This is a genomic window from Citrobacter sp. U14242 (assembly GCF_046555775.1).
Taxonomy (GTDB): Bacteria; Pseudomonadota; Gammaproteobacteria; order Enterobacterales; family Enterobacteriaceae; genus Citrobacter.
The window spans coordinates 25,718-47,373 of the sequence record NZ_JBKGLW010000006.1; the positions used below are offsets into that span (position 1 = coordinate 25,718).

General features: G+C 52.2%; 17 protein-coding genes, 2 tRNA genes and 3 other RNA genes. 10 read left to right on the forward strand and 12 right to left on the reverse strand.

The genetic code is table 11. The features are described 5' to 3' along the window. Positions 1-6 precede the first annotated feature (6 nt). Positions 7-861 carry a 3-deoxy-8-phosphooctulonate synthase gene (kdsA, locus tag ACLJXE_RS11070; protein ID WP_048211463.1) on the forward strand — a complete coding sequence of 285 codons (855 nt, stop codon included), beginning with the start codon at positions 7-9 and terminating at the stop codon, positions 859-861. 116 nt (positions 862-977) lie between these two features. On the opposite strand, the gene chaA is transcribed toward kdsA, so the two are convergent. Next, positions 978-2,078: a sodium-potassium/proton antiporter ChaA gene (gene chaA / locus ACLJXE_RS11075; RefSeq protein WP_271454997.1), complete on the reverse strand. Its 1,101-nt coding sequence runs from the start codon at positions 2,076-2,078 to the stop codon at positions 978-980. Positions 2,079-2,481: 403 nt separating this feature from the next. On the opposite strand from chaA, the gene ACLJXE_RS11080 reads away from it, so the two are divergent. Continuing rightward, the gene (locus ACLJXE_RS11080) at positions 2,482-3,177 is read left to right on the forward strand and encodes a gamma-glutamylcyclotransferase (RefSeq protein ID WP_410750871.1); all 696 of its coding nucleotides are present in this window, start codon (positions 2,482-2,484) and stop codon (positions 3,175-3,177) included. A 60-nt stretch (positions 3,178-3,237) separates the two neighbouring features. Here the strand turns inward: ACLJXE_RS11080 and ACLJXE_RS11085 are convergent, their stop codons facing one another. Next, positions 3,238-3,483, reverse strand: a complete 246-nt coding sequence (locus tag ACLJXE_RS11085; protein ID WP_042318612.1) for a DUF1883 domain-containing protein — start codon at positions 3,481-3,483, stop codon at positions 3,238-3,240. A gap of 263 nt (positions 3,484-3,746) precedes the next feature. Then, positions 3,747-4,100 carry a DsrE/DsrF/TusD sulfur relay family protein gene (locus ACLJXE_RS11090; RefSeq protein WP_286630942.1) on the reverse strand — a complete coding sequence of 118 codons (354 nt, stop codon included), beginning with the start codon at positions 4,098-4,100 and terminating at the stop codon, positions 3,747-3,749. Positions 4,101-4,322: 222 nt separating this feature from the next. On the opposite strand from ACLJXE_RS11090, the gene ACLJXE_RS11095 reads away from it, so the two are divergent. Further along, positions 4,323-5,708 carry a YchO/YchP family invasin gene (locus tag ACLJXE_RS11095; protein WP_410750872.1) on the forward strand — a complete coding sequence of 462 codons (1,386 nt, stop codon included), beginning with the start codon at positions 4,323-4,325 and terminating at the stop codon, positions 5,706-5,708. Between the two features lie 11 nt (positions 5,709-5,719). Here ACLJXE_RS11095 and narL read toward each other — a convergent pair whose 3' ends face one another. Together narL and narX are read right to left on the reverse strand one after the other, a co-directional pair. Further along, entirely contained in the window at positions 5,720-6,370 is a 651-nt protein-coding gene (gene narL, locus ACLJXE_RS11100; RefSeq protein WP_061068018.1) for a two-component system response regulator NarL, read from the reverse strand. Next, entirely contained in the window at positions 6,363-8,159 is a 1,797-nt protein-coding gene (gene narX / locus ACLJXE_RS11105; RefSeq protein WP_410750873.1) for a nitrate/nitrite two-component system sensor histidine kinase NarX, read from the reverse strand. The genes narL and narX overlap by 8 nt, the downstream gene beginning before the upstream one ends. A gap of 339 nt (positions 8,160-8,498) precedes the next feature. Here narX and ACLJXE_RS11110 point away from each other — a divergent pair, with 339 nt between their 5' ends. From ACLJXE_RS11110 to narI, 5 genes are all read left to right on the forward strand, one after another. Further along, positions 8,499-9,890, forward strand: coding sequence for a NarK family nitrate/nitrite MFS transporter (locus tag ACLJXE_RS11110; RefSeq protein WP_410750874.1), 1,392 nt, complete (start codon positions 8,499-8,501; stop codon positions 9,888-9,890). 515 nt (positions 9,891-10,405) lie between these two features. Next, positions 10,406-14,149 carry a nitrate reductase subunit alpha gene (locus ACLJXE_RS11115; protein ID WP_410750875.1) on the forward strand — a complete coding sequence of 1,248 codons (3,744 nt, stop codon included), beginning with the start codon at positions 10,406-10,408 and terminating at the stop codon, positions 14,147-14,149. After that, positions 14,146-15,684 (forward strand): nitrate reductase subunit beta, encoded by a 1,539-nt coding sequence (narH, locus tag ACLJXE_RS11120; protein ID WP_410750876.1) that lies wholly within the window; start codon positions 14,146-14,148, stop codon positions 15,682-15,684. The genes ACLJXE_RS11115 and narH overlap by 4 nt, the downstream gene beginning before the upstream one ends. Continuing rightward, the gene (gene narJ / locus ACLJXE_RS11125) at positions 15,681-16,391 is read left to right on the forward strand and encodes a nitrate reductase molybdenum cofactor assembly chaperone (protein ID WP_410750877.1); all 711 of its coding nucleotides are present in this window, start codon (positions 15,681-15,683) and stop codon (positions 16,389-16,391) included. The genes narH and narJ overlap by 4 nt, the downstream gene beginning before the upstream one ends. Then, positions 16,391-17,068: a respiratory nitrate reductase subunit gamma gene (gene narI, locus ACLJXE_RS11130; protein WP_286630947.1), complete on the forward strand. Its 678-nt coding sequence runs from the start codon at positions 16,391-16,393 to the stop codon at positions 17,066-17,068. The genes narJ and narI overlap by 1 nt, the downstream gene beginning before the upstream one ends. A gap of 107 nt (positions 17,069-17,175) precedes the next feature. On the opposite strand, the gene ACLJXE_RS11135 is transcribed toward narI, so the two are convergent. The 7 genes from ACLJXE_RS11135 to ACLJXE_RS11165 form a co-directional block, all read right to left on the reverse strand. Continuing rightward, a non-coding RNA gene (locus tag ACLJXE_RS11135) (RtT sRNA) lies at positions 17,176-17,306 on the reverse strand. A 44-nt stretch (positions 17,307-17,350) separates the two neighbouring features. Continuing rightward, positions 17,351-17,481: non-coding RNA, RtT sRNA (locus tag ACLJXE_RS11140), on the reverse strand. Positions 17,482-17,525: 44 nt separating this feature from the next. Continuing rightward, positions 17,526-17,610 (reverse strand) — tRNA-Tyr (locus tag ACLJXE_RS11145). A 36-nt stretch (positions 17,611-17,646) separates the two neighbouring features. After that, positions 17,647-17,778: non-coding RNA, RtT sRNA (locus ACLJXE_RS11150), on the reverse strand. Between the two features lie 44 nt (positions 17,779-17,822). Then, a tRNA-Tyr gene (locus ACLJXE_RS11155) sits at positions 17,823-17,907 on the reverse strand. 155 nt (positions 17,908-18,062) lie between these two features. Continuing rightward, complete coding sequence (gene purU / locus ACLJXE_RS11160; RefSeq protein WP_005126391.1) at positions 18,063-18,905, reverse strand: formyltetrahydrofolate deformylase; 843 nt, start codon at positions 18,903-18,905, stop codon at positions 18,063-18,065. Between the two features lie 55 nt (positions 18,906-18,960). After that, complete coding sequence (locus ACLJXE_RS11165; protein WP_410750878.1) at positions 18,961-19,416, reverse strand: YchJ family protein; 456 nt, start codon at positions 19,414-19,416, stop codon at positions 18,961-18,963. A 111-nt stretch (positions 19,417-19,527) separates the two neighbouring features. On the opposite strand from ACLJXE_RS11165, the gene rssA reads away from it, so the two are divergent. Together rssA and rssB are read left to right on the forward strand one after the other, a co-directional pair. Continuing rightward, entirely contained in the window at positions 19,528-20,436 is a 909-nt protein-coding gene (gene rssA / locus ACLJXE_RS11170) for a patatin-like phospholipase RssA (RefSeq protein ID WP_410750879.1), read from the forward strand. Between the two features lie 90 nt (positions 20,437-20,526). Next, positions 20,527-21,540 (forward strand): two-component system response regulator RssB, encoded by a 1,014-nt coding sequence (gene rssB, locus ACLJXE_RS11175; protein ID WP_410750880.1) that lies wholly within the window; start codon positions 20,527-20,529, stop codon positions 21,538-21,540. Positions 21,541-21,656: the final 116 nt, after the last annotated feature.

Below are 21,656 nucleotides of genomic sequence, written 5' to 3' on the forward strand. Positions count from 1 at the left end.
GATCCTATGAAACAAAAAGTGGTTAGCATTGGCGACATCAACGTGGCAAATGACCTGCCGTTCGTGCTGTTTGGCGGCATGAACGTGCTGGAATCCCGCGATCTGGCGATGCGCATTTGTGAGCACTACGTAACCGTTACTCAAAAACTGGGTATCCCTTACGTGTTCAAAGCCTCCTTTGATAAAGCCAACCGTTCTTCCATCCACTCTTACCGTGGGCCAGGCCTTGAAGAAGGGATGAAAATCTTCCAGGAACTGAAGCAGACGTTTGGCGTTAAAGTGATCACCGACGTTCATGAAGCCAGCCAGGCACAGCCTGTTGCCGATGTGGTGGATGTGATTCAGCTTCCGGCATTCCTTGCTCGTCAGACCGATCTGGTAGAAGCGATGGCGAAAACGGGCGCTGTTATTAACGTGAAAAAACCGCAATTCGTGAGCCCGGGTCAGATGGGCAATATCGTGGATAAATTCCATGAAGGCGGTAACGACAAGGTTATCCTGTGCGACCGTGGTGCGAACTTTGGTTATGACAACCTGGTTGTAGATATGCTGGGCTTTAGCGTGATGAAGAAAGTTTCCGGTAACTCTCCGGTGATTTTTGACGTCACCCACGCGCTGCAGTGCCGCGATCCGTTTGGCGCTGCAAGCGGCGGCCGTCGTGCACAGGTTACCGAGCTGGCTCGCGCCGGTATGGCGGTAGGCCTGGCGGGTCTGTTCATTGAAGCGCACCCGGATCCAGCCCATGCCAAATGTGACGGTCCGTCCGCGCTGCCGTTAGCGAAACTGGAACAGTTTCTCACTCAGATTAAAGCAATCGATGATCTGGTGAAAAGCTTCGATGAGCTGGACACTGAGAACTAAGTCTGGCTGGACCGCCCGGTAGCACCAACGCTTATCGGGCTGACAAAACCGCAAGATGTGAAGTGAAATATACTCAAGGCCGGATAAGACGTATTGCGTCGTATCCGGCTTTTTTTTCAGGCGAATATCGTCATCAGGTAGGCGATAAACAGTGCCAGATGCGCTGCACCGTTGAGCACATTGGTGCGTCCGGTGGAAAAGGAGATATGGCACAGCACCAGCGAAGAAACCATGACAATCATCTCTGGGGCGCCCAGCGCGAACACCAGGTCATTCCCCGTTGCCCAGGCGATCAGTGTGACGACGGGTACGGTCAGTGAGATGGTGGCAAGTACAGAGCCGAAGAATAAATTCATCGCTCGCTGCACCTGGTTGTTCAGCACCGCTTTCAGCGCACCTAAACCCTCAGGGGAGAGAATAAGCAACGCCACCAGGAAACCGGTAAATGCCACTGGTGCATTCAGCTCAGTGAGTAATGTTTCCAGCGGATTGGCATTCATTTTGGTAACGGCAATGACGGCAATCAAATGGATGACCAGCCAGGCGGCGTGCCATAGATTGCTGTGCGCTGAAGGTTTACCGTGATGCGGGTCGTCGTCGTCGCCCTCATCTTCATGCTCGTAAATAAACAGGCTCTGGTGTGTTTTGGTCTGGATCAACAAAAATACGCCGTACATTGCTGCTGAAATTAACGCCACCAGCAGTGCCTGTGCAGTGGTGAAATTCGCTCCCGGTAATGCCATCGGGAATACCAGCACGATAATGGCCAGCGGGAATAAAGCGATTAAATACTGCTTAATACCGAACAGGTTCATATACTGGGTAGCAAATTTGCGGCCGCCCAACAGTAATGAAAACCCGACCAGCCCACCGGTTACGATCATAATGATTGAATAGAGCGTATCGCGCATTAGCGTGGGGGCGGCATCTCCGGTTGCCATTAATGCGGAAATTAAACTGACTTCGAGAATAACAACCGAAAGGCTGAGAATCAGCGAGCCATAGGGCTCACCAAGTCGGTGAGCTAATACGTCTGCATGACGGACAACGCTGAATGCGCTACTTAATATACCAATAAGGGCTAGCGCGTTAATGCCGATGACCACTGGTAGTGACTGACTGCTCCCCCAAAAGAACAGCACCACCAGCGCCAAAATCGGAAAGGCGAGCGAGGTCTCCTTGTGGCGGGTTTTTACCGCCTCATGTGCATGTGTCATGTAATTAATTCTCCATCTCTGCAGGTGCTTATAATTATAAATGTATTAAAGAATGTAAAAAATAACAGATTTTTCGGTATTTTCGATCTGATTTTACGTAATTTTACGGCATGGACCATTTTTTGCATCAAAGCGAGCAAAATGCTGTGTCTTGTTTATAGAGTATTTAAATAACAAGATGTTAGGTTCGTGAATCAATCAAAATATCGCACGATGATATGCGAACGGTCGCGCCAGACCGGGACATATAAAGAGGATATAAAGTGCCGTTGAGCCTTTGTTGCCTTGCATGCAGTCGGTGAATTGCCTATTGTCCTGGTATTGGTTTCAAAATGAGCAGTAAAAAAGCCTGGAAGGCGTCAAAAAAGTTGTCGCAGGGAAGTCGCAGTGGCGGAGGTGTAAGGTGTTAACGCGTGATTTTTTATTGAATGCTGACTGTAAGACGGCATTTGGTGCTATTGAAGAATCACTACTCTGGTCAGCGGAACAACGGGCAGCCTCACTGGCCGCCACGCTTGCCTGCCGTCCAGATGATGGACCGGTGTGGATCTTTGGTTATGGATCGTTGATGTGGAATCCGGCGTTAGAGTTTGAAGAGTCCTGTACAGGGACGTTAGTCGGTTGGCATCGCGCATTTTGTTTGCGCCTGACGGCAGGGCGGGGAACGGCATGTCAGCCGGGACGGATGTTGGCCCTGAAAGAGGGAGGGCGCACTACGGGTGTGGCTTACCGTTTACCGGATGCCTCGCTGGAGCAAGAGCTGTCTCTGCTGTGGAAGCGTGAAATGATCACCGGATGTTACCTTCCAACCTGGTGTCAGCTCACGCTGGATGATGGCCGAACGGTGAGCGCGCTGGTCTTTATTATGGATCCGCGGCATCCATTGTTTGAGTCCGATACCCGTGCTCAGGTCATCGCACCGCTTATTGCTTCTGCCAGTGGACCATTGGGAACCAACGCGCAATATCTGTTCTCGCTGGAACAGGAATTGGTGAAGTTGGGGATGCAGGATGACTGTCTTAACGATCTGGTGGTTACGGTCAAGAGATTGTTGGGAGATAACTTGCCGGAAGGCGTCATGCGGCCCGGATTTGCCTAGGTGTTGCCGGGTTATCTGTTGTGTGCCCGATAAGCGTAGAGGCTTTCGGGCATTACATCATCAGGCTGCAATATAACTGATTGAATGCTCCAGAGACTGGCTGTGGCTGTCGATCAGCACGTTCCAGACGCCGGTATACGGTACGGTCAGCCATGCGTTATCACGATTCTGCACGCTTAAAATGTCGGTCTGCGTGTCTTTGACGTGATTTTTCTCGCTCATCAGGTGGATGTGACAACGCTCTGAACAGCGTACAACCACCGTATCTCCACCAAATAATTTCAAACTTGCCTTCACTAATGCCATTTTTCACCCCGTTCTTGAAAACAACGTACTTTCTGTCGAAAGTGCTGCGTGATGTTGTTCACATTTCACTCATTGCATAACACCAAAGGGGAGGGCGCGGGATGCTGATTTTGATCAAAAAATGGCATAACGGTTAAACAAAAATGACAAAATTCCTTAAAAGGGTTGAAAGGGCGAGCTTACGTTTAACGAAACCGCGCCCATCTGAGATTAAATCGGGAAATTTCCGGCACGTTCAGTACGCTTGCCTGAACGTGTTGCCATCAGAAGGTCAAAACCTTATCTGCTGCCAGCGTCCACTGAGCCAGTTCCACCAGCGTACCGACTTCGACGCCATCAATTAACGGCAGTGCGGTGATCCCGCGGCCATCGGTACAGGTTTTACAGAGTTTTACCGGAACGTTTTGTGCTGTCAGGATTTCCAGCATTTGCTGAATATTATAACCCTCCGTGGGTTTCTGCCCGCGTAACCCTGCAGTGACGGCATCCGACATTAAAAACAGACGCAGGTCGAGGTTGCCCTCCTGCTCGCGCAGAGCAATGGCCAGACGCAGACTGTTGAATAACGACTCGCTTCCATAGGCTGCACCGTTTGCGATGATCACTATCTTTTGCATTTTGACTCCTGTTGTCGAATGGGAGGGATAATTACCAGCGGCTATGTTACTCCGTGTTGTCTGCTGTGGAAAATGACGAAGGGGCAAATCAGTAAGAGCCCCTTTTTTCCGGGTCAGAAAAGCCTGAAAACGGGGATAAGAGCTGTAAATCATGGCTGAAGGCGTTATGGTTTAGGTTAAGTACTACGCCATAATTTATTGATGTAAGAAACAACTGACGATTTGAGCCGTTATTATCACGCTTTTTGTGCTGTATTCACACTCTTGCTGCTGACAGGAGGTACTACCAGTGCACACTCTTCCTTCATGCAGCGCGCTGAAAATCCTTTCGATAACAACAATGATGGCTTGCCAGACCTCGGTATGACACCAGAGTCCCGCGCGGGCGAAAAACATTTTGCTGAAGTAGTCAAAGCTTTTGGTGAAGCCAGCATGATAGATAACGGGCTTGATACTGGCGAACAAGCAAAACAGTTTGCATTTGGTCAGGTTCGCGACACGGTCAGTGAGCAGGTAAATCAACAAGTTAAATCCTGGCTTTCTCCGTGGGGTAATGCCAACGTTGGGCTGCAGGTGGATAATGAAGGCAACTTTACCGGCAGTCGGGGAAGCTGGTTTATTCCGTGGCAGGATAATCAACGCTTTCTGACCTGGAGTCAGTTGGGGCTTACGCAACGTGACGAAGGGCTGGTGAGTAATGCGGGGATTGGACAACGCTGGGTACGCGACGGGTGGTTGCTGGGCTATAACACCTTTTACGATAACCTGCTGGATGAGAATCTGCCGCGCGGTGGGTTCGGTGCTGAGGCGTGGGGAGAGTACCTGCGGCTATCTGCCAACTACTACCAGCCGTTTTCCTCGTGGCAGAATCGTTCTTCAACACAGGAACAAAGGATGGCGCGGGGTTACGACCTTACTGCATTGATGCGGCTACCCTTTTATGAGCATCTCAATACCAGCGTCAGCGTTGAGCAATATTTTGGCGATCGGGTTGACCTTTTCCACTCCGGAACGGGCTATCACAACCCGGTGGCGGTAAATCTGGGTCTGAGTTATACGCCAGTGCCGTTGATTACGGTGACCGCGCAGCATAAACAGGGTGAAAGCGGGATAAGCCAAAATAATCTGGGATTGACCCTCAATTATCGTTTTGGCGTTCCGCTAAAAAAACAGTTAATGGTAAGTGAAGTCGCAAGCAGCCGATCGCTGCGCGGGAGTCGTTATGACGATCCTCAGCGTGACAACGTGCCCACGCTGGAGTATCGCCAGCGAAAAACCTTATCTGTATTTTTGACAACCCCGCCGTGGGATCTGAAACCTGGCGAGACGGTAGCGCTGAAATTACAGGTGCGTAGTCGGTATGGCATCCGCCATCTGACATGGCAGGGAGAGACGCAAGCATTGAGTTTAACGGCCGGAAGTCATCCTCGCAGTGCGCAAGGCTGGACGATTATTATGCCGAAGTGGGATAGCAGTGAAGGAGCAACTAACCGCTGGCGACTGTCCGTTGTCGTGGAAGATGAGCAGGGCCAGCGTGTCTCTTCCAATGAGATCACGCTATCACTGACCGAACCGTTTAATACCGTTTCGGGAAATGATCCTCGTTAATACTCGCGTTATCAGAAGATGCGTTCCTGATGCACCCATACTGCTGCTTCAACGCGTGATTTAAGCTTCATTTTCTTCAGCATATGCTTCACATGCACTTTTACCGTGCTTTCGGTGATGTCGAGGCGGCGAGCAATCATCTTGTTAGGCAGACCCTGGGCGATTAACTTCAGAATATCGCGTTCACGCGGCGTCAACTGAGTCACGTCACGATCGGAGGTCGCACGGTTAGCGCGCAGGCTGGCGGCCAGAACCGGGGTTAAGGCTTCACTCAGTACCATTTCGCCGGCGGCAGCCTGTTGCAACGCCTTCAGTAGATCTTCTGGCTCCATGTCTTTCAACAGATAACCGTCAGCACCGCGTTTCAGGGCGGTCACTACGTCTTCTTCATGGTTGGAAACACTGAAAACGACAATGCGTCCGGAGAGAGATTTCTCTCGTAGCTTATCAAGCGTTTCCAGACCGTTCATGCCGGGCATGTTGAGATCTAACAGGATCAGATCGGGATCAAGGGATTCAGCCAGCTCGATACCCTGCTCGCCATTACTGGCTTCGCCGACTACGGTGATATCGGACGCCATGCTGACAAGCTGTTTTACACCAGTGCGCAGCATCGGGTGATCGTCGATCAACAGGATGGTTGCCGGTTCCAGATTACTCATGGGTATCTCCTTGGACTTCTGTGAAGTTTGTTTCGGGAATAAAAGTGACAGCAACTTCAGTACCGCCTGTCTCTCGACGGCGTACACGGCAATCGCCGCGCAAGCTCTGCGCACGGTCGCGCATTATAATCATGCCGTAGTGGTTACTGCGTTCGGCGTTTTCCGGTACGCCGCAGCCGTTATCTTGAACTGTCAGTTTGACCTGTTTGCCATTTTGCACCACCGTCACGATGACTTCATCGGCCTGAGAGTGTTTAAGTGCATTACTCAGGCCCTCACGGGCAATCTGCAGCAGGTGGATCGCCTGATGGGATGGAACCAGGCGCGGCGGTAGCTGATAATCCAGCTTCACCGTAAAACCAAAGCGAGCGCTGTATTCCTGGCAGCTGGCTTCCAGCGCAGGCCGCAAGCCAGGCTCAGTCAACTGCAAACGGAAGGTGGTCAACAATTCACGTAGCTGTGCCCAGGAGGCGTTCAGCTCGTTACGAATCTGACTTAGCAACTCACGGCTGTTTTCCGGGAGCGCGTCGCCCTGCATCTGTAAACAGCTGACCTGCATTTTCATACAGGAGAGCGATTGTGCAATAGAATCATGGAGTTCACGAGCAATGGTGGCACGCTCTTCCATGACGATCAACTGCTGCTGACGTTCCTGATGTCTGTCCAGCGCCAGCGTTGCGGTGAGTTGTTCAACCAGAGTGTCGACCAGTTGCTGCTGATCGTGACTGAGATGACGCCCGTACGGCAAGGTGGCGAGCAGAATACCGTACTGGGAATGTGCATCGGTCAGCCGCCATTTCAGCGTAGCGCCACCTTCAATGGCGGGTAGTGTGCCTCGGGGACACAGATGACAACCTTTTTCATCGCAACTGGCACTCGACTGGCAGGTAAATTCCTGATGATTATCTTCATCTTCCAGGTCATATACCCGCAACTCAATATCGTGCAGCAGCGTTAAATTTTGCAACCCGTTGAGTACCGGTGAAAGCCGCTCACACAACGGTATCTGTGAGTGCAGACGGCGGTTGGCTTGCCACAGGAAAGAGAGGATCTGGTTTTTATGTTCCAGACCTGCGGTTTTTTCCTGCACCCGCTGTTCCAGTACGGCATAACTTTCGGCCAGTTCTTCTGACATGTTGTTCAGTGCCGAACCCAGTGCCGCCATCTCATTACGCCCGCTGATATGCGCACGTTGCGTAAAATCACGCTGGCTGACGGCGCGCGCCATCGCCAACAGTTGTTTCCACGGCTGCAACAGGCGTACGCGCAGCCAGATAATCGTAAAGACCAGTAGCAGAGCCATAAACACCGCCATCAGGCGATGCAGCATAACGACGCGTTCAATACGCAACTCCGTGGTATGGTCAAAGGCGGTAACCAGCCGATCCAGCCCGGTCACGAAGCGTGAAACGTCGTCGGCGACCGCATCACCTGTTTGGGCATGTTTAAGCCCAGGTGCCAGTTCGGTGTGCCAGTAATCCTGCAATGCCTTTAACTGGGCCTGCTGGCCGTCGCGCTGTGCGGCACGAGTCAGTTCAGGGCTAAACGCGGTTTGTTCCATTTCATCCAGTAGCGGTTGATCGTTGGCCTCCAGCGGTACGGCAGCCAGCAAACGGTAGCTCTGCATACGTAGCGAGCCGGCTTTATTGATTGCGTGAGCGCTACCCTGAATGCCTTGTATCAGCCAACCGGAGACAGCCATACCCGCCACGCCAAGCGCGGTAGACAGTAAAACAATCAGCGCCACCTGGTTAACCAGCGTAAGCGGGGAAAGACAACGTTTAAACATGTGACTTCTTCCTTCGGGTTTTCCGTGAGCAGAAAACCTTATTGAATGACGATTCTGCTGCAGGCAGTGCCGCTATTCTCAGCGATACACTGGAGTATACCCATACCTCAAACGGGCTACCCCTTAATTGCCGACGGAGGGAGAGATCCCGGACGTCGGGGAGTAGGGCGCGACAGAAGCGTGAAAAACCACATCTTTTTTACCGAAGTTATGTACTCATTTAGGGTAATGATAAATTTCAGGCGTTAATAACGACACCTTTTCCTTTGATTTATATCAACTTACCCCCGGCTGTAAACCCTAATGTTGCAGGCATCGAAACAAGTATCAGAGGTGTCTATGAGTCACTCATCTGCCCCGGAAAGGGCATCTGGAGCTGTAATCACAGAATGGCGGCCGGAAGATCCCGCCTTCTGGGAACAGCGTGGTCAACGAGTTGCCAGCCGTAACCTGTGGATTTCAGTCCCTTGCCTGCTGCTGGCGTTTTGCGTATGGATGTTATTTAGCGCAGTGGCGGTAAACTTACCGAAAGTGGGATTCGATTTCACCACTGAGCAGCTGTTTATGCTGACGGCATTGCCTTCAGTTTCCGGCGCGCTGCTGCGCGTACCGTACTCCTTTATGGTTCCTCTGTTCGGTGGTCGTCGCTGGACTGCATTCAGCACAGGGATCCTGATCATCCCCTGTGTGTGGTTAGGTTTTGCTGTGCAGGATACCACCACGCCGTTCAGTACCTTTATTATTATCTCCCTGCTGTGCGGCTTTGCCGGTGCAAACTTTGCTTCCAGCATGGCAAACATCAGCTTCTTCTTTCCAAAACAGAAGCAGGGTGGTGCGTTGGGGCTGAACGGCGGTCTGGGCAACATGGGCGTCAGTGTGATGCAACTGGTTGCGCCGCTGGTGGTCTCACTGTCCATCTTCGCCGCTTTTGGCAGCCACGGCGTTGAACAGCCGGACGGCACACAATTGTATCTGGCCAACGCCGCCTGGATTTGGGTACCGTTCCTCGCGATTTTCACGCTGGCGGCCTGGTTTGGCATGAACGAACTGGCAACGTCAAAAGCGTCGTTAAAAGAGCAATTGCCGGTGCTGAAACGCGGGCATCTGTGGATTATGAGCCTGCTGTATCTGGCAACCTTCGGCTCTTTCATCGGCTTCTCCGCAGGTTTCGCGATGTTGTCAAAAACGCAGTTCCCGGAAGTACAGATCCTGCATTACGCCTTCTTCGGCCCGCTGATTGGTGCACTGGCGCGTTCTGCCGGGGGAGCAATCTCCGACCGTCTGGGCGGGACACGTGTGACATTGGTTAACTTCGTGTTGATGGCCGTCTTCAGTGCCTTACTGTTCCTGACACTGCCAACCGATGGGGTAGGTGGTAACTTTATTGCCTTCTTCGCGGTTTTCCTGGCGCTGTTCCTGACGGCTGGTCTGGGTAGTGGTTCAACCTTCCAGATGATCTCTGTCATCTTCCGTAAGCTGACAATGGACAGGGTGAAAGCGGAAGGCGGCTCTGAAGAGAAAGCGATGCGTGAGGCAGCGACTGACACAGCAGCGGCGTTAGGCTTTATCTCAGCCATTGGCGCGATTGGCGGTTTCTTTATCCCGAAAGCCTTTGGTACGTCTTTGGCATTAACGGGTTCGCCGGTTGATGCCATGAAAGTGTTTCTGATTTTCTATGTCGCCTGCGTGGTCATCACCTGGGCGGTATACGGACGTCATTCTAAAAAGTAAAAAAGTTGTATACACAAAATCAATTGAAGTGCATCAAGGCGGCAAGTGAGAAATCCCCAGGATCTTACTGAAGTAAGTGGCTGGGGAGGACGAGCACAGCCAACGCAGAAGCAGTTTGAAAGATGAAGTGTAGGTTGATTATCCATTGCGCGGTGTTAGACCGCGCTTTTTTTTGCCTTTAATTAGTTACAACATACTCTAATCCTTTTCAATACCAACAGGCTGTCAGAACGGTACGCGTAATATGCCAGGCAGGGAGGATACCCCTTAATACCCACTTGTAAAGAATTTAACATTTGCACGAGAAGTTGCTTTTGGAATCCACTTATAAATCAATTAATTATCTTTAATATCAATATCCTACTTAAGGGGTACATGAAAATTAACCACCTATTTTCATCCCTGTCTGCATTGATCGTTATCAATTATCACGCCCTTTCAGAGCGTTACCTTCACTCCCAATCAAGCAATGTCGATTTATCAGAGAGCCGTCAGGCTCCTACAGGAGAAAACCGATGAGTAAATTCCTGGACCGGTTTCGTTACTTCAAGCAGAAGGGCGAAACCTTTGCCGATGGGCACGGCCAGCTTCTCAACACCAACAGGGACTGGGAGGATGGATACCGCCAGCGTTGGCAGCATGACAAAGTCGTGCGTTCAACCCACGGCGTAAACTGCACCGGCTCATGCAGCTGGAAAATCTACGTGAAAAATGGTCTGGTAACCTGGGAAACCCAGCAAACTGACTACCCGCGTACTCGTCCTGATCTGCCAAACCACGAACCTCGCGGCTGCCCGCGTGGTGCGAGCTATTCCTGGTATCTCTACAGCGCTAACCGCCTCAAATATCCGCTGATGCGCAAACGTCTGATGAAGATGTGGCGTGAAGCGAAAAGACTGCACAGCGATCCCGTTGACGCCTGGGCCTCCATCATCGAAGACGCCGATAAAGCAAAAAGCTTCAAACAAGCGCGTGGTCGTGGCGGGTTTGTCCGTTCTTCCTGGCAGGAAGTAAACGAACTGATTGCGGCATCTAACGTCTATACCGTGAAAACCTATGGTCCTGACCGCGTGGCGGGCTTCTCGCCGATCCCGGCGATGTCGATGGTTTCTTATGCTTCCGGCGCTCGTTACTTGTCACTGATTGGCGGTACCTGCCTGAGCTTCTACGATTGGTACTGCGACCTGCCGCCTGCCTCTCCGCAGACCTGGGGCGAGCAGACTGACGTGCCGGAATCTGCTGACTGGTACAACTCCAGCTATATCATCGCCTGGGGTTCTAACGTACCGCAGACCCGTACCCCGGATGCGCACTTCTTCACAGAAGTTCGCTACAAAGGTACCAAAACTGTCGCGATCACGCCGGACTACGCTGAAATTGCCAAGCTTTGCGACCTGTGGCTGGCACCGAAGCAGGGGACTGATGCCGCAATGGCGCTGGCAATGGGCCACGTTATGCTGCGTGAGTTCCATCTCGACAACCCAAGCCAGTATTTCACCGATTATGTGCGCCGTTATACCGACATGCCAATGTTGGTGATGCTTGAAGAGCGTGACGGTTACTATGCGGCGGGTCGTATGCTGCGTGCGGCGGATTTGGTCGATTCTCTGGGCCAGGAAAACAACCCGGAATGGAAAACGGTCGCGATTAACAGCAACGGTGAGATGGTTGCGCCGAACGGCTCAATCGGTTTCCGCTGGGGCGAAAAAGGTAAATGGAACCTGGAGCAGCGCGACGGCACGTCCGGTGCCGAAACCGAACTGCAACTCAGTCTGCTGGGTAGCCAGGATGATATCGCTGAAGTCGGTTTCCCGTACTTTGGCGGCGAAGGAACTGAACACTTCAGTAAAGTCGAACTGGAAAACGTTCTGCTGCATAAACTACCGGTGAAACGCCTGCAGTTGGCCGATGGTTCTACGGCGCTGGTGACCACCGTTTACGATCTGACCATGGCTAACTACGGTCTTGAGCGTGGTCTGAATGATGAAAACTGCGCAACCAGTTACGATGATATCAAAGCGTATACCCCTGCGTGGGCAGAAAAAATCACCGGTGTTTCCCGCTCACAGATCGTCCGTATCGCCCGTGAATTCGCGGATAACGCAGATAAAACGCACGGTCGTTCGATGATTATCGTCGGTGCGGGTCTGAACCACTGGTATCACCTCGATATGAACTATCGCGGTCTGATCAACATGCTGGTGTTCTGCGGCTGTGTCGGTCAGAGCGGTGGCGGTTGGGCACACTATGTGGGCCAGGAAAAACTGCGTCCACAGACTGGCTGGCAGCCACTGGCGTTTGCTCTTGACTGGCAGCGTCCCGCGCGTCACATGAACAGTACGTCCTACTTCTATAACCACTCCAGCCAGTGGCGCTATGAGACGGTGACTGCGCAGGAATTGTTGTCACCGATGGCTGACAAATCCCGCTATAGCGGTCATCTGATCGACTTTAACGTGCGCGCTGAACGTATGGGCTGGTTACCGTCCGCGCCACAGTTGGGTACTAACCCGCTCTATATCGCTCGTGAGGCGGAAAAAGCCGGGATGACGCCGGTGGATTACACCGTAAAATCCCTGAAAGACGGCTCAATTCGCTTTGCGGCAGAACAACCTGAAAACGGTAAAAACCATCCGCGTAACCTGTTCATCTGGCGTTCTAACCTGCTGGGATCCTCCGGTAAAGGTCATGAATACATGCTGAAGTATCTGCTGGGTACTGAGCACGGTATTCAGGGGCTGGACCTGGGTAAACAGGGCGGCGTGAAACCGGAAGAGGTGGAATGGCAGGACAATGGTCTTGATGGCAAACTGGATCTGGTGGTCACGCTGGACTTCCGCCTGTCGAGCACCTGCCTGTATTCCGACATCGTGCTGCCAACCGCAACCTGGTATGAAAAAGACGACATGAATACCTCGGATATGCATCCGTTTATTCATCCATTGTCTGCCGCCGTTGATCCGGCCTGGGAATCGAAGAGCGACTGGGAAATCTACAAAGCCATCGCCAGGAAATTCTCTGAAGTTTGTGTCGGCCATCTCGGTAAAGAAACCGACGTGGTGACGCTGCCTATCCAGCACGACTCCGCTGCCGAACTGGCGCAGCCGCTGGATGTGAAAGACTGGAAAAAAGGGGAATGTGACCTGATCCCAGGCGTTACCGCACCGCACATCATGACCGTTGAGCGTGATTATCCGGCTACCTACGAGCGCTTCACTTCCATTGGCCCGCTGATGGATAAAATCGGTAATGGCGGTAAAGGGATTGCCTGGAACACCCAGAGTGAAATGGACCTGCTGCGCAAGCTTAACTACACCAAGGCAGAAGGCCCGGCGAAAGGTCAGCCGATGCTGAATACGGCCATTGATGCTGCAGAGATGATCCTCACCCTGGCGCCGGAAACGAACGGACAGGTGGCGGTAAAAGCCTGGGCTGCGCTGAGTGAATTTACTGGCCGTGACCATACGCATCTGGCGCTGAATAAAGAAGATGAAAAAATTCGCTTCCGTGATATTCAGGCGCAGCCGCGCAAAATCATCTCCAGCCCGACCTGGTCTGGCCTGGAAGATGAACATGTTTCTTACAACGCCGGTTACACCAACGTTCACGAACTGATCCCATGGCGTACGCTGACCGGTCGTCAGCAGTTGTATCAGGATCATCAGTGGATGCGCGACTTCGGTGAAAGCCTGCTGGTCTATCGTCCGCCAATCGATACCCGTTCGGTGCAAGAAGTGATGGGCGAGAAATCCAACGGTAACCCGGAAAAAGCGCTCAACTTCCTGACGCCACACCAGAAATGGGGCATTCACTCCACCTACAGCGACAATCTGCTGATGCTGACCTTAGGTCGCGGTGGTCCAGTGGTGTGGATGAGCGAAGAAGACGCCAAAGAGATCGGTATTGAAGACAACGACTGGATCGAAGTCTTTAACAGCAACGGTGCCTTAACTGCCCGTGCCGTTGTCAGCCAGCGTGTACCGGCCGGGATGACCATGATGTACCACGCACAGGAACGTATTGTGAACCTGCCAGGTTCAGAAATTACCCAGCAGCGTGGCGGGATCCATAACTCGGTAACGCGTATTACGCCGAAACCGACCCACATGATCGGCGGTTATGCACATCTGGCCTACGGCTTTAACTACTACGGCACCGTAGGGTCAAACCGTGATGAGTTCGTGGTGGTACGTAAGATGAAGAACATTGACTGGTTGGATGGTGAAGGCAATGACCAGGTACAGGAGAGCGTAAAATGAAAATTCGTTCACAAGTCGGCATGGTGCTGAATCTCGATAAGTGCATCGGTTGCCACACCTGTTCAGTAACCTGTAAAAACGTCTGGACCAGCCGTGAAGGTGCCGAATATGCCTGGTTCAACAACGTTGAAACCAAGCCGGGTACCGGTTTCCCGACCGACTGGGAAAACCAGGAAAAATGGAAGGGCGGTTGGATCCGTAAGATCAACGGCAAGCTGGTGCCGCGCATGGGTAACAAAGCGCTGCTGCTGGGTAAAATCTTCGCGAACCCGCATCTGCCGGGCATTGATGACTACTACGAGCCGTTTGATTTTGATTACCAGGCGCTGCACAACGCACCGGCTGACAGCAAAGCGCAGCCGATTGCCCGTCCACGTTCGCTGATCACCGGTGAGCGTATGGCTAAGATCACCAAGGGTCCGAACTGGGAAGATGATCTGGGCGGCGAGTTCGAGAAGCTGGCGAAAGACAAAAACTTCGAGAACATGCAGAAGGCGATGTATGGGCAGTTCGAAAACACCTTCATGATGTATCTGCCCCGTCTGTGCGAGCACTGTCTGAACCCGGCGTGTGTGGCGACTTGCCCAAGTGGTGCCATCTACAAACGTGAAGAAGATGGCATCGTGCTGATTGACCAGGACAAGTGCCGCGGCTGGCGTATGTGCATCACCGGTTGCCCGTACAAGAAAATCTACTTCAACTGGAAGAGCGGTAAATCTGAGAAGTGCATTTTCTGCTATCCGCGTATTGAGGCCGGCCAACCGACGGTATGCTCTGAAACCTGTGTGGGGCGTATTCGTTACCTCGGCGTGTTGTTGTATGACGCCGATGCTATCGAAAGCGCAGCAAGCACCGAGAACGAGAAGGATCTGTATCAGAGTCAGTTGGACGTATTCCTCGATCCAAACGATCCGGCGGTGATTGAACAGGCACTGAAAGATGGCATTCCGCTGAGTGTAATCGACGCGGCCCAGCAGTCGCCGGTATACAAAATGGCGATGGACTGGAAGCTGGCGCTGCCGCTGCATCCGGAATACCGCACGTTGCCGATGGTCTGGTATGTGCCACCATTGTCTCCGATCCAGTCCGCTGCTGATGCGGGTGAACTGGGGAGCAACGGTATTCTGCCGGACGTGGACAGCCTGCGTATCCCGGTTCAGTATCTGGCTAACCTGCTGACTGCGGGTGATACCCAGCCGGTACTGCGGGCGCTGAAACGTATGCTGGCGATGCGTCACTACAAACGCGCAGAAACCGTAGACGGTAAAGTTGATACCCGCGCGCTGGAAGAGGTCGGTCTGACTGAAGCCCAGGCACAAGAGATGTATCGTTACCTGGCGATTGCTAACTACGAAGATCGTTTTGTGATCCCGAGCAGCCATCGCGAACTGGCGCGTGACGCGTTCCCGGAGAAAAGCGGTTGTGGTTTCACCTTCGGTGATGGTTGCCACGGTTCTGACACGAAATTCAATCTGTTCAACAGTCGCCGCATCGATGCTGTCGATGTGACCAGCAAAACGGAGCCGCACCAATGATTGAGCTCGTCATTGTTTCGCGTCTGCTCGAGTACCCGGATGCTGCCTTGTGGCAGCATCAGCAGGAACTTTTCGATGCACTCGCGACATCTGAAAACCTGGACCAGGAGGATGCCCAGACGCTGGGCGTTTTCCTGCGCGATTTAACCGCGCAGGACATGCTGGATGCGCAGGCAAGCTATAGTGAACTGTTCGACCGTGGTCGTGCGACGTCGCTATTGCTGTTTGAACATGTGCATGGCGAATCTCGCGATCGCGGGCAGGCGATGGTTGACCTGCTGGCCCAGTATGAGCAGCACGGATTACAACTCGACAGTCGCGAATTACCGGACCATCTGCCGCTGTATCTGGAGTATTTAGCGCAGTTGCCGAAGGATGAAGCGCTGGGTGGTTTGCAGGATATTGCACCGATTCTGGCCTTGCTCAGCGCGCGTTTGCAGCAGCGTGAAAGCCGCTACGCGGTGCTGTTCGATCTGCTGTTAAAACTGGCGAATACCGCTATCGACAGCGACAAAGTGGCCGAAAAAATTGCGGATGAAGTTCGTGACGACACGCCGCAGGCACTGGATGCTGTTTGGGAAGAAGAGCAGGTGAAATTCTTTGCCGACCAGGGATGTGGCGAGTCTGAAATTTCTGCTCATCAACGTCGTTTTGCCGGGGCCGTTGCGCCGCAGTACCTGAACATCACCACCGGAGGACAGAACTAATGCACTTCCTGAATACGTTCTTCTTTGACATCTATCCGTATATTGCGGGTTCTGTCTTTCTGATCGGCAGCTGGCTGCGTTATGACTACGGACAGTACACCTGGCGTGCGGCGTCCAGCCAGATGCTGGATCGCAAAGGGATGAACCTTGCGTCAAACCTGTTTCACCTTGGGATCCTCGGTATCTTCGCGGGTCATTTCCTGGGGATGCTGACGCCACACTGGATGTACGAGGCGTGGTTACCGCTTGAAGTGAAACAAAAGATGGCGATGTTTGCCGGTGGGGCCAGTGGTGTGATGTGCCTGGTGGGGGGCGTACTGCTGCTGAAACGTCGTCTGTTCAGTCCACGCGTGCGTGCAACGACCACGGGTGCCGACATTCTGGTGTTGTCTGTTCTGGTTATCCAGTGTGCGCTGGGTCTGCTGACTATTCCGTTCTCTGCCCAGCATATGGACGGAAGTGAGATGATGAAGCTGGTGAACTGGGCGCAATCAGTGGTGACCTTCCACGGCGGGGCGTCTCAATATCTGGACGGCGTGGCGTTTATCTTCCGTATGCACCTGGTATTAGGTATGACGCTGTTCCTGTTGTTCCCGTTCTCGCGTCTGGTGCACATCTGGAGCGTGCCAGTCGAGTATTTGACCCGCAAATACCAGATTGTGCGTGCGCGTCACTAATCGGTTATCTGCGTAAGACAAAACCCTGCTTCGGCGGGGTTTTTTTATAACTGTTTGCAGGATGGTGGCATTACAGATAGATGTGGTGTTAGTGCTATATAAAGTGATGGTGGTGGGGGAAGGATGACTCAGCGCTGCGCGCTTCGCCCTTCGGGTCGTTGCCTGCGGCAACGCTTTCTCGCTATGCTCGAATCGAACCTTAGTCGAAGCTTCTCATCCTTCCCGCATGGGCAGAATATAGGGCATTACAGATGGATGTGTTATTGGTGCTATATGAAGTGATGGTGGTGGGGGAAGGATGACTCAGCGCTGCGCGCTTCGCCCTTCGGGTCGTTGCCTGCGGCAACGCTTTCTCGCAACGCTCGAATCGAACCTTAGTCGAAGCTTCTCATCCTTCCCGCATGGGCAGAATATAGAGCATTACAGATAGATGTGGTGTTGGTGCTATATGAAGTGATGGTGGTGGGGGAAGGATTCGAACCTTCGAAGTCGATGACGGCAGATTTACAGTCTGCTCCCTTTGGCCGCTCGGGAACCCCACCAGGGGTAATTCACATTGTAGAGATAAAGCTTGGAGATGGTGGTGGGGGAAGGAGTATTCGTCGCTTCGCTCCTCACCCTTCGGGCCGTTGCCGTTGGCAACGTTCTCTCGCTTTCGCTCGAGTCGAACCTTAATCGAAGGTTCTCACCCTTCCCCGACAAGTGCAAACTTCTGCATTGCTCACCGGGATAACTACATCGCTGTAGTGAATAATGGTGGTGGGGGAAGGATTCGAACCTTCGAAGTCGATGACGGCAGATTTACAGTCTGCTCCCTTTGGCCGCTCGGGAACCCCACCACGGGGTAATGCTTTTACTGGCCTGCTTCCTCAGGAAGCGGGGCGCATCATATCAAATGACGCGCCGCTGTAAAGCATTCCTTTGCTTAACATGAACCGATTGCGTACTTTTCAGCCGTAACGCAGCAAAGCTAATCAATTCATATTATTAGTGATTACAGAATAATCGTTCGATTACCGTAAACAAAGACACGCTGGGCCAGAACCTGATACAGCGCCCGGCTTAACACGTTTTTCTCAACGTCACGACCGGCACGCATCATATCCTCTGCGGTATAGGTATGGTCCACATGAATCACGTCCTGCATGATGATCGGACCTTCGTCGAGATTGTCATTCACATAGTGGGCTGTCGCGCCGATGATCTTCACGCCGCGTTCATACGCCTGATGGTACGGGCGCGCGCCAATAAAGGCGGGCAGGAATGAGTGGTGAATATTGATAATCTTATTTGGGAAGCGAGAAACAAATGTTGGCGTCAGAACACGCATATATTTTGCCAGCACGACATAATCCGGTTGATGGGCGTCGATAGCGTCTGCCATTTTTTGGTCATGCTCGTCACGCGTTAATCCTTCGTGGCTGACCAGCTCAAAAGGAATATCAAAACGCTCAACCAGGGAGCGTAACGTGTCGTGGTTGCCGATCACCGCAGCGATTTCAACATCCAGCCCGCCATAATTGGCCTTCATTAGTAGATCGCCCAGACAGTGGGCTTCTTTGGTGACTAAAATGACAATGCGACGGCGTCCTGCTGGCGTAAGTTCACGAATGGAACCTTCTGGTAGCGCGCTGTCCAGATCGGTCAGCAGCGTGACATCGTTAAAAATGCCTTCCAGTTCGGTACGCATGAAAAAGCGCCCGGTACGGTGATCCACAAACTCATTATTCTGCACGATGTTCAGTTCGTGCTTGTAACAGATGTTAGTAATGCGCGCGATCAGACCTTTTTGGTCCGGGCAAATAGTGCGCAGCACTTTTCGTTGTAATGAATGCATTTGCAGCGGAGATCCTGTTGAGAATGTTTGCATAATTGATACTGTCGGGCGTTGATTAGCCGCAGCACTTTTTAAATTTTTTACCGGAGCCACAAGGGCAGGTATCGTTTCGTCCAATTTGCGGGCGTGTACCATCGATATAGTACCACCGACCGTTTTCTTTTAAAAAACGAGAGCGTTCGATAATTGCGCCTGTTTTTCCCTGTTCAGAAAACCGGGCGACAAAACTGACATAGCCGATATTGTCGGTTTCTGCCGTCTGCTGTTCAAAAACGGTCAGTCCCAGCCATTCGGTATGGGAAAATCCTGCAATAATGTCATCCCGGAAATCGGCGGCATGGCAATCTGGATGCCAGGTTTTGATGAGATAATCTGCGTCTTTCATCACAAAAGCACAGTAACGAGAACGCATGAGATGTGACGGCGTAGGTGCTGCTTGTGCACCGGACACATAACGGTAGCAACATAGGCTATACTCGACAGCGCTACCACAGGGACAAAGCTGAGACACAAAGTACTCTCTGGAATAAAAAAACGGCGTAAAAACGCCAGGGTGGCACTATGTTAACTGAGCCGTGGCGATGTTGCTACGTCTGTAAGCCAGGGGAAGTCTGTAGGTATAATGAGAAAAATAAAAATTGGGCTGGCGCTAGGTTCCGGCGCAGCACGCGGCTGGTCGCATATTGGTGTGATCAAAGCCCTGAAACACATGGGCATTGATATTGATATTGTGGCAGGGTGTTCCATTGGTTCACTGGTCGGCGCCGCCTACGCATGTAACAAACTCCCTGCTCTTGAACAGTGGGTTTGCTCCTTCAGTTACTGGGATGTTTTACGCCTGATGGACCTCTCGTGGCGCAGGGGGGGATTATTGCGCGGCGAACGGGTATTCAACCAGTATCGTAGTGTCATGCCGGTAGAATCGATCGAGCAATGCTCACGCCGTTTTGCCACTGTCGCAACCAATCTAAGTACGGGCCGTGAACTCTGGTTTACTGAAGGTGATTTGCACCTTGCCGTTCGGGCCTCCTGCAGCATCCCTGGCCTAATGTCACCTGTGGCGCATAATGGTTATTGGCTGGTTGATGGTGCGGTGGTGAACCCTGTACCTGTCTCTCTGACGCGTGCGTTGGGGGCCGATATTGTTATTGCGGTCGACCTGCAACATGATGCGCACCTGATGCAACAGGACCTGCTCTCCTTCAACGTCAATAGTGAAAACGAATCGAACGATGATGATGAACTGTCATGGCATGCCCGCCTGAAAGAGCGCCTGAGCAACATTACGGCCCGGCGTGTAGTCACGGCACCTACGGCGATGGAGATCATGACGACCTCGATTCAGGTTCTGGAAAACCGTCTCAAGCGCAACCGTATGGCTGGAGACCCACCTGATATTCTGATTCAGCCGTTTTGTCCGCAAATATCCACGCTGGATTTCCATCGCGCCGGTGCTGCAATTGCTGCCGGGCAGTTAGCGGTCGAGAAGAAAATGGATGAGCTTCTGCCCCTGGTAAAAACCAACGTTTAACGCATTTTTTATCAACACTTAAGCAAATTCTGACAGGCGTGAGTTGCAATAGCATGCCACTATTTACTAAAGCCAGTCAGGGGGGAGAATATGACGCAGCCATTGGTCGGAAAACAGATTCTTATCGTTGAAGATGAGCCAGTATTTCGCTCGCTTCTGGATTCATGGTTTTCCTCTTTGGGAGCGACAACAGCAGTAGCGGGAGACGGGCTTGATGCGCTGGAGTTACTGGGACGCTTCACCCCCGACCTGATGATTTGCGATCTCGCTATGCCGAGAATGAACGGCCTTAAACTGGTCGAGTATCTGCGTAATCGTGGCGATCAGACGCCTGTTCTGGTGATCTCCGCAACGGAAAATATGGCCGATATTGCCAAAGCATTACGACTCGGTGTGGATGATGTTCTTTTAAAGCCCGTGAAGGACCTTAACCGCCTGCGAGAAACCGTTTTTGCGTGTCTTTATCCCAATATGTTTAATTCTCGTGTGGAAGAGGAAGAACGCCTGTTTCGTGACTGGGATGCGATGGTGGGCGATCCCGCAGCGGCTGCAAAACTGTTGCAAGAATTGCAGCCCCCAGTGTCGCAGGTCATCTCACATTGTCGGGTTAACTACCGCCAGTTGGTCGCTGCTGATCAACCTGGACTGGTACTGGATATTGCCCCATTGTCGGACCACGATCTCGCCTTCTATTGTCTGGATGTTACTCGAGCAGGGGATAATGGTGTTCTGGCTGCATTATTACTGCGTGCGCTGTTTAATGGTTTGCTGCAAGAACAACTCACCCATCAGAATCAACGTTTGCCTGAGCTCGGTGCGCTATTGAAACAGGTGAATCATTTACTGCGTCAGGCTAATTTACCTGGGCAGTTTCCATTGCTGGTGGGGTATTACCACAGCGAATTAAAAAATCTGATTCTGGTATCGGCTGGGCTGAATGCGACATTAAATACCGGTTCACATCACGTACAAATCAGTAATGGTGTTCCGCTGGGCACGTTAGGTAATACGTATTTGAATCAGCTAAGTCATCGCTGTGAATCCTGGCAGTGCCAAATCTGGGGGGCCGGCGGTCGCCTGCGCCTGATGTTGTCTGCGGAATGAACAACCGAGAGGGGAGTGAATGAAATTGATTTACCTCCCTTACGCTGTGAGTGCTACTATCAGCGCCAGATTTATTCGTATTTATCTTAATTATACCGACGCGCGTCCTTTTCAGA

What these genes read in the sequence shown, in the direction of transcription:
- narL (WP_061068018.1), bottom strand. Translation starts at nt 6,370, where the DNA reads ATGAGTAATCTGGAACCGGCAACCATCCTGTTGATCGACGATCACCCG.
- kdsA (WP_048211463.1), top strand. Translation starts at nt 7, where the DNA reads ATGAAACAAAAAGTGGTTAGCATTGGCGACATCAACGTGGCAAATGAC.
- narH (WP_410750876.1), top strand. Translation starts at nt 14,146, where the DNA reads ATGAAAATTCGTTCACAAGTCGGCATGGTGCTGAATCTCGATAAGTGC.
- ACLJXE_RS11085 (WP_042318612.1), bottom strand. Translation starts at nt 3,483, where the DNA reads ATGGCATTAGTGAAGGCAAGTTTGAAATTATTTGGTGGAGATACGGTG.
- narJ (WP_410750877.1), top strand. Translation starts at nt 15,681, where the DNA reads ATGATTGAGCTCGTCATTGTTTCGCGTCTGCTCGAGTACCCGGATGCT.
- rssA (WP_410750879.1), top strand. Translation starts at nt 19,528, where the DNA reads ATGAGAAAAATAAAAATTGGGCTGGCGCTAGGTTCCGGCGCAGCACGC.
- narX (WP_410750873.1), bottom strand. Translation starts at nt 8,159, where the DNA reads ATGTTTAAACGTTGTCTTTCCCCGCTTACGCTGGTTAACCAGGTGGCG.
- ACLJXE_RS11090 (WP_286630942.1), bottom strand. Translation starts at nt 4,100, where the DNA reads ATGCAAAAGATAGTGATCATCGCAAACGGTGCAGCCTATGGAAGCGAG.
- purU (WP_005126391.1), bottom strand. Translation starts at nt 18,905, where the DNA reads ATGCATTCATTACAACGAAAAGTGCTGCGCACTATTTGCCCGGACCAA.
- chaA (WP_271454997.1), bottom strand. Translation starts at nt 2,078, where the DNA reads ATGACACATGCACATGAGGCGGTAAAAACCCGCCACAAGGAGACCTCG.
- ACLJXE_RS11110 (WP_410750874.1), top strand. Translation starts at nt 8,499, where the DNA reads ATGAGTCACTCATCTGCCCCGGAAAGGGCATCTGGAGCTGTAATCACA.
- rssB (WP_410750880.1), top strand. Translation starts at nt 20,527, where the DNA reads ATGACGCAGCCATTGGTCGGAAAACAGATTCTTATCGTTGAAGATGAG.
- narI (WP_286630947.1), top strand. Translation starts at nt 16,391, where the DNA reads ATGCACTTCCTGAATACGTTCTTCTTTGACATCTATCCGTATATTGCG.
- ACLJXE_RS11115 (WP_410750875.1), top strand. Translation starts at nt 10,406, where the DNA reads ATGAGTAAATTCCTGGACCGGTTTCGTTACTTCAAGCAGAAGGGCGAA.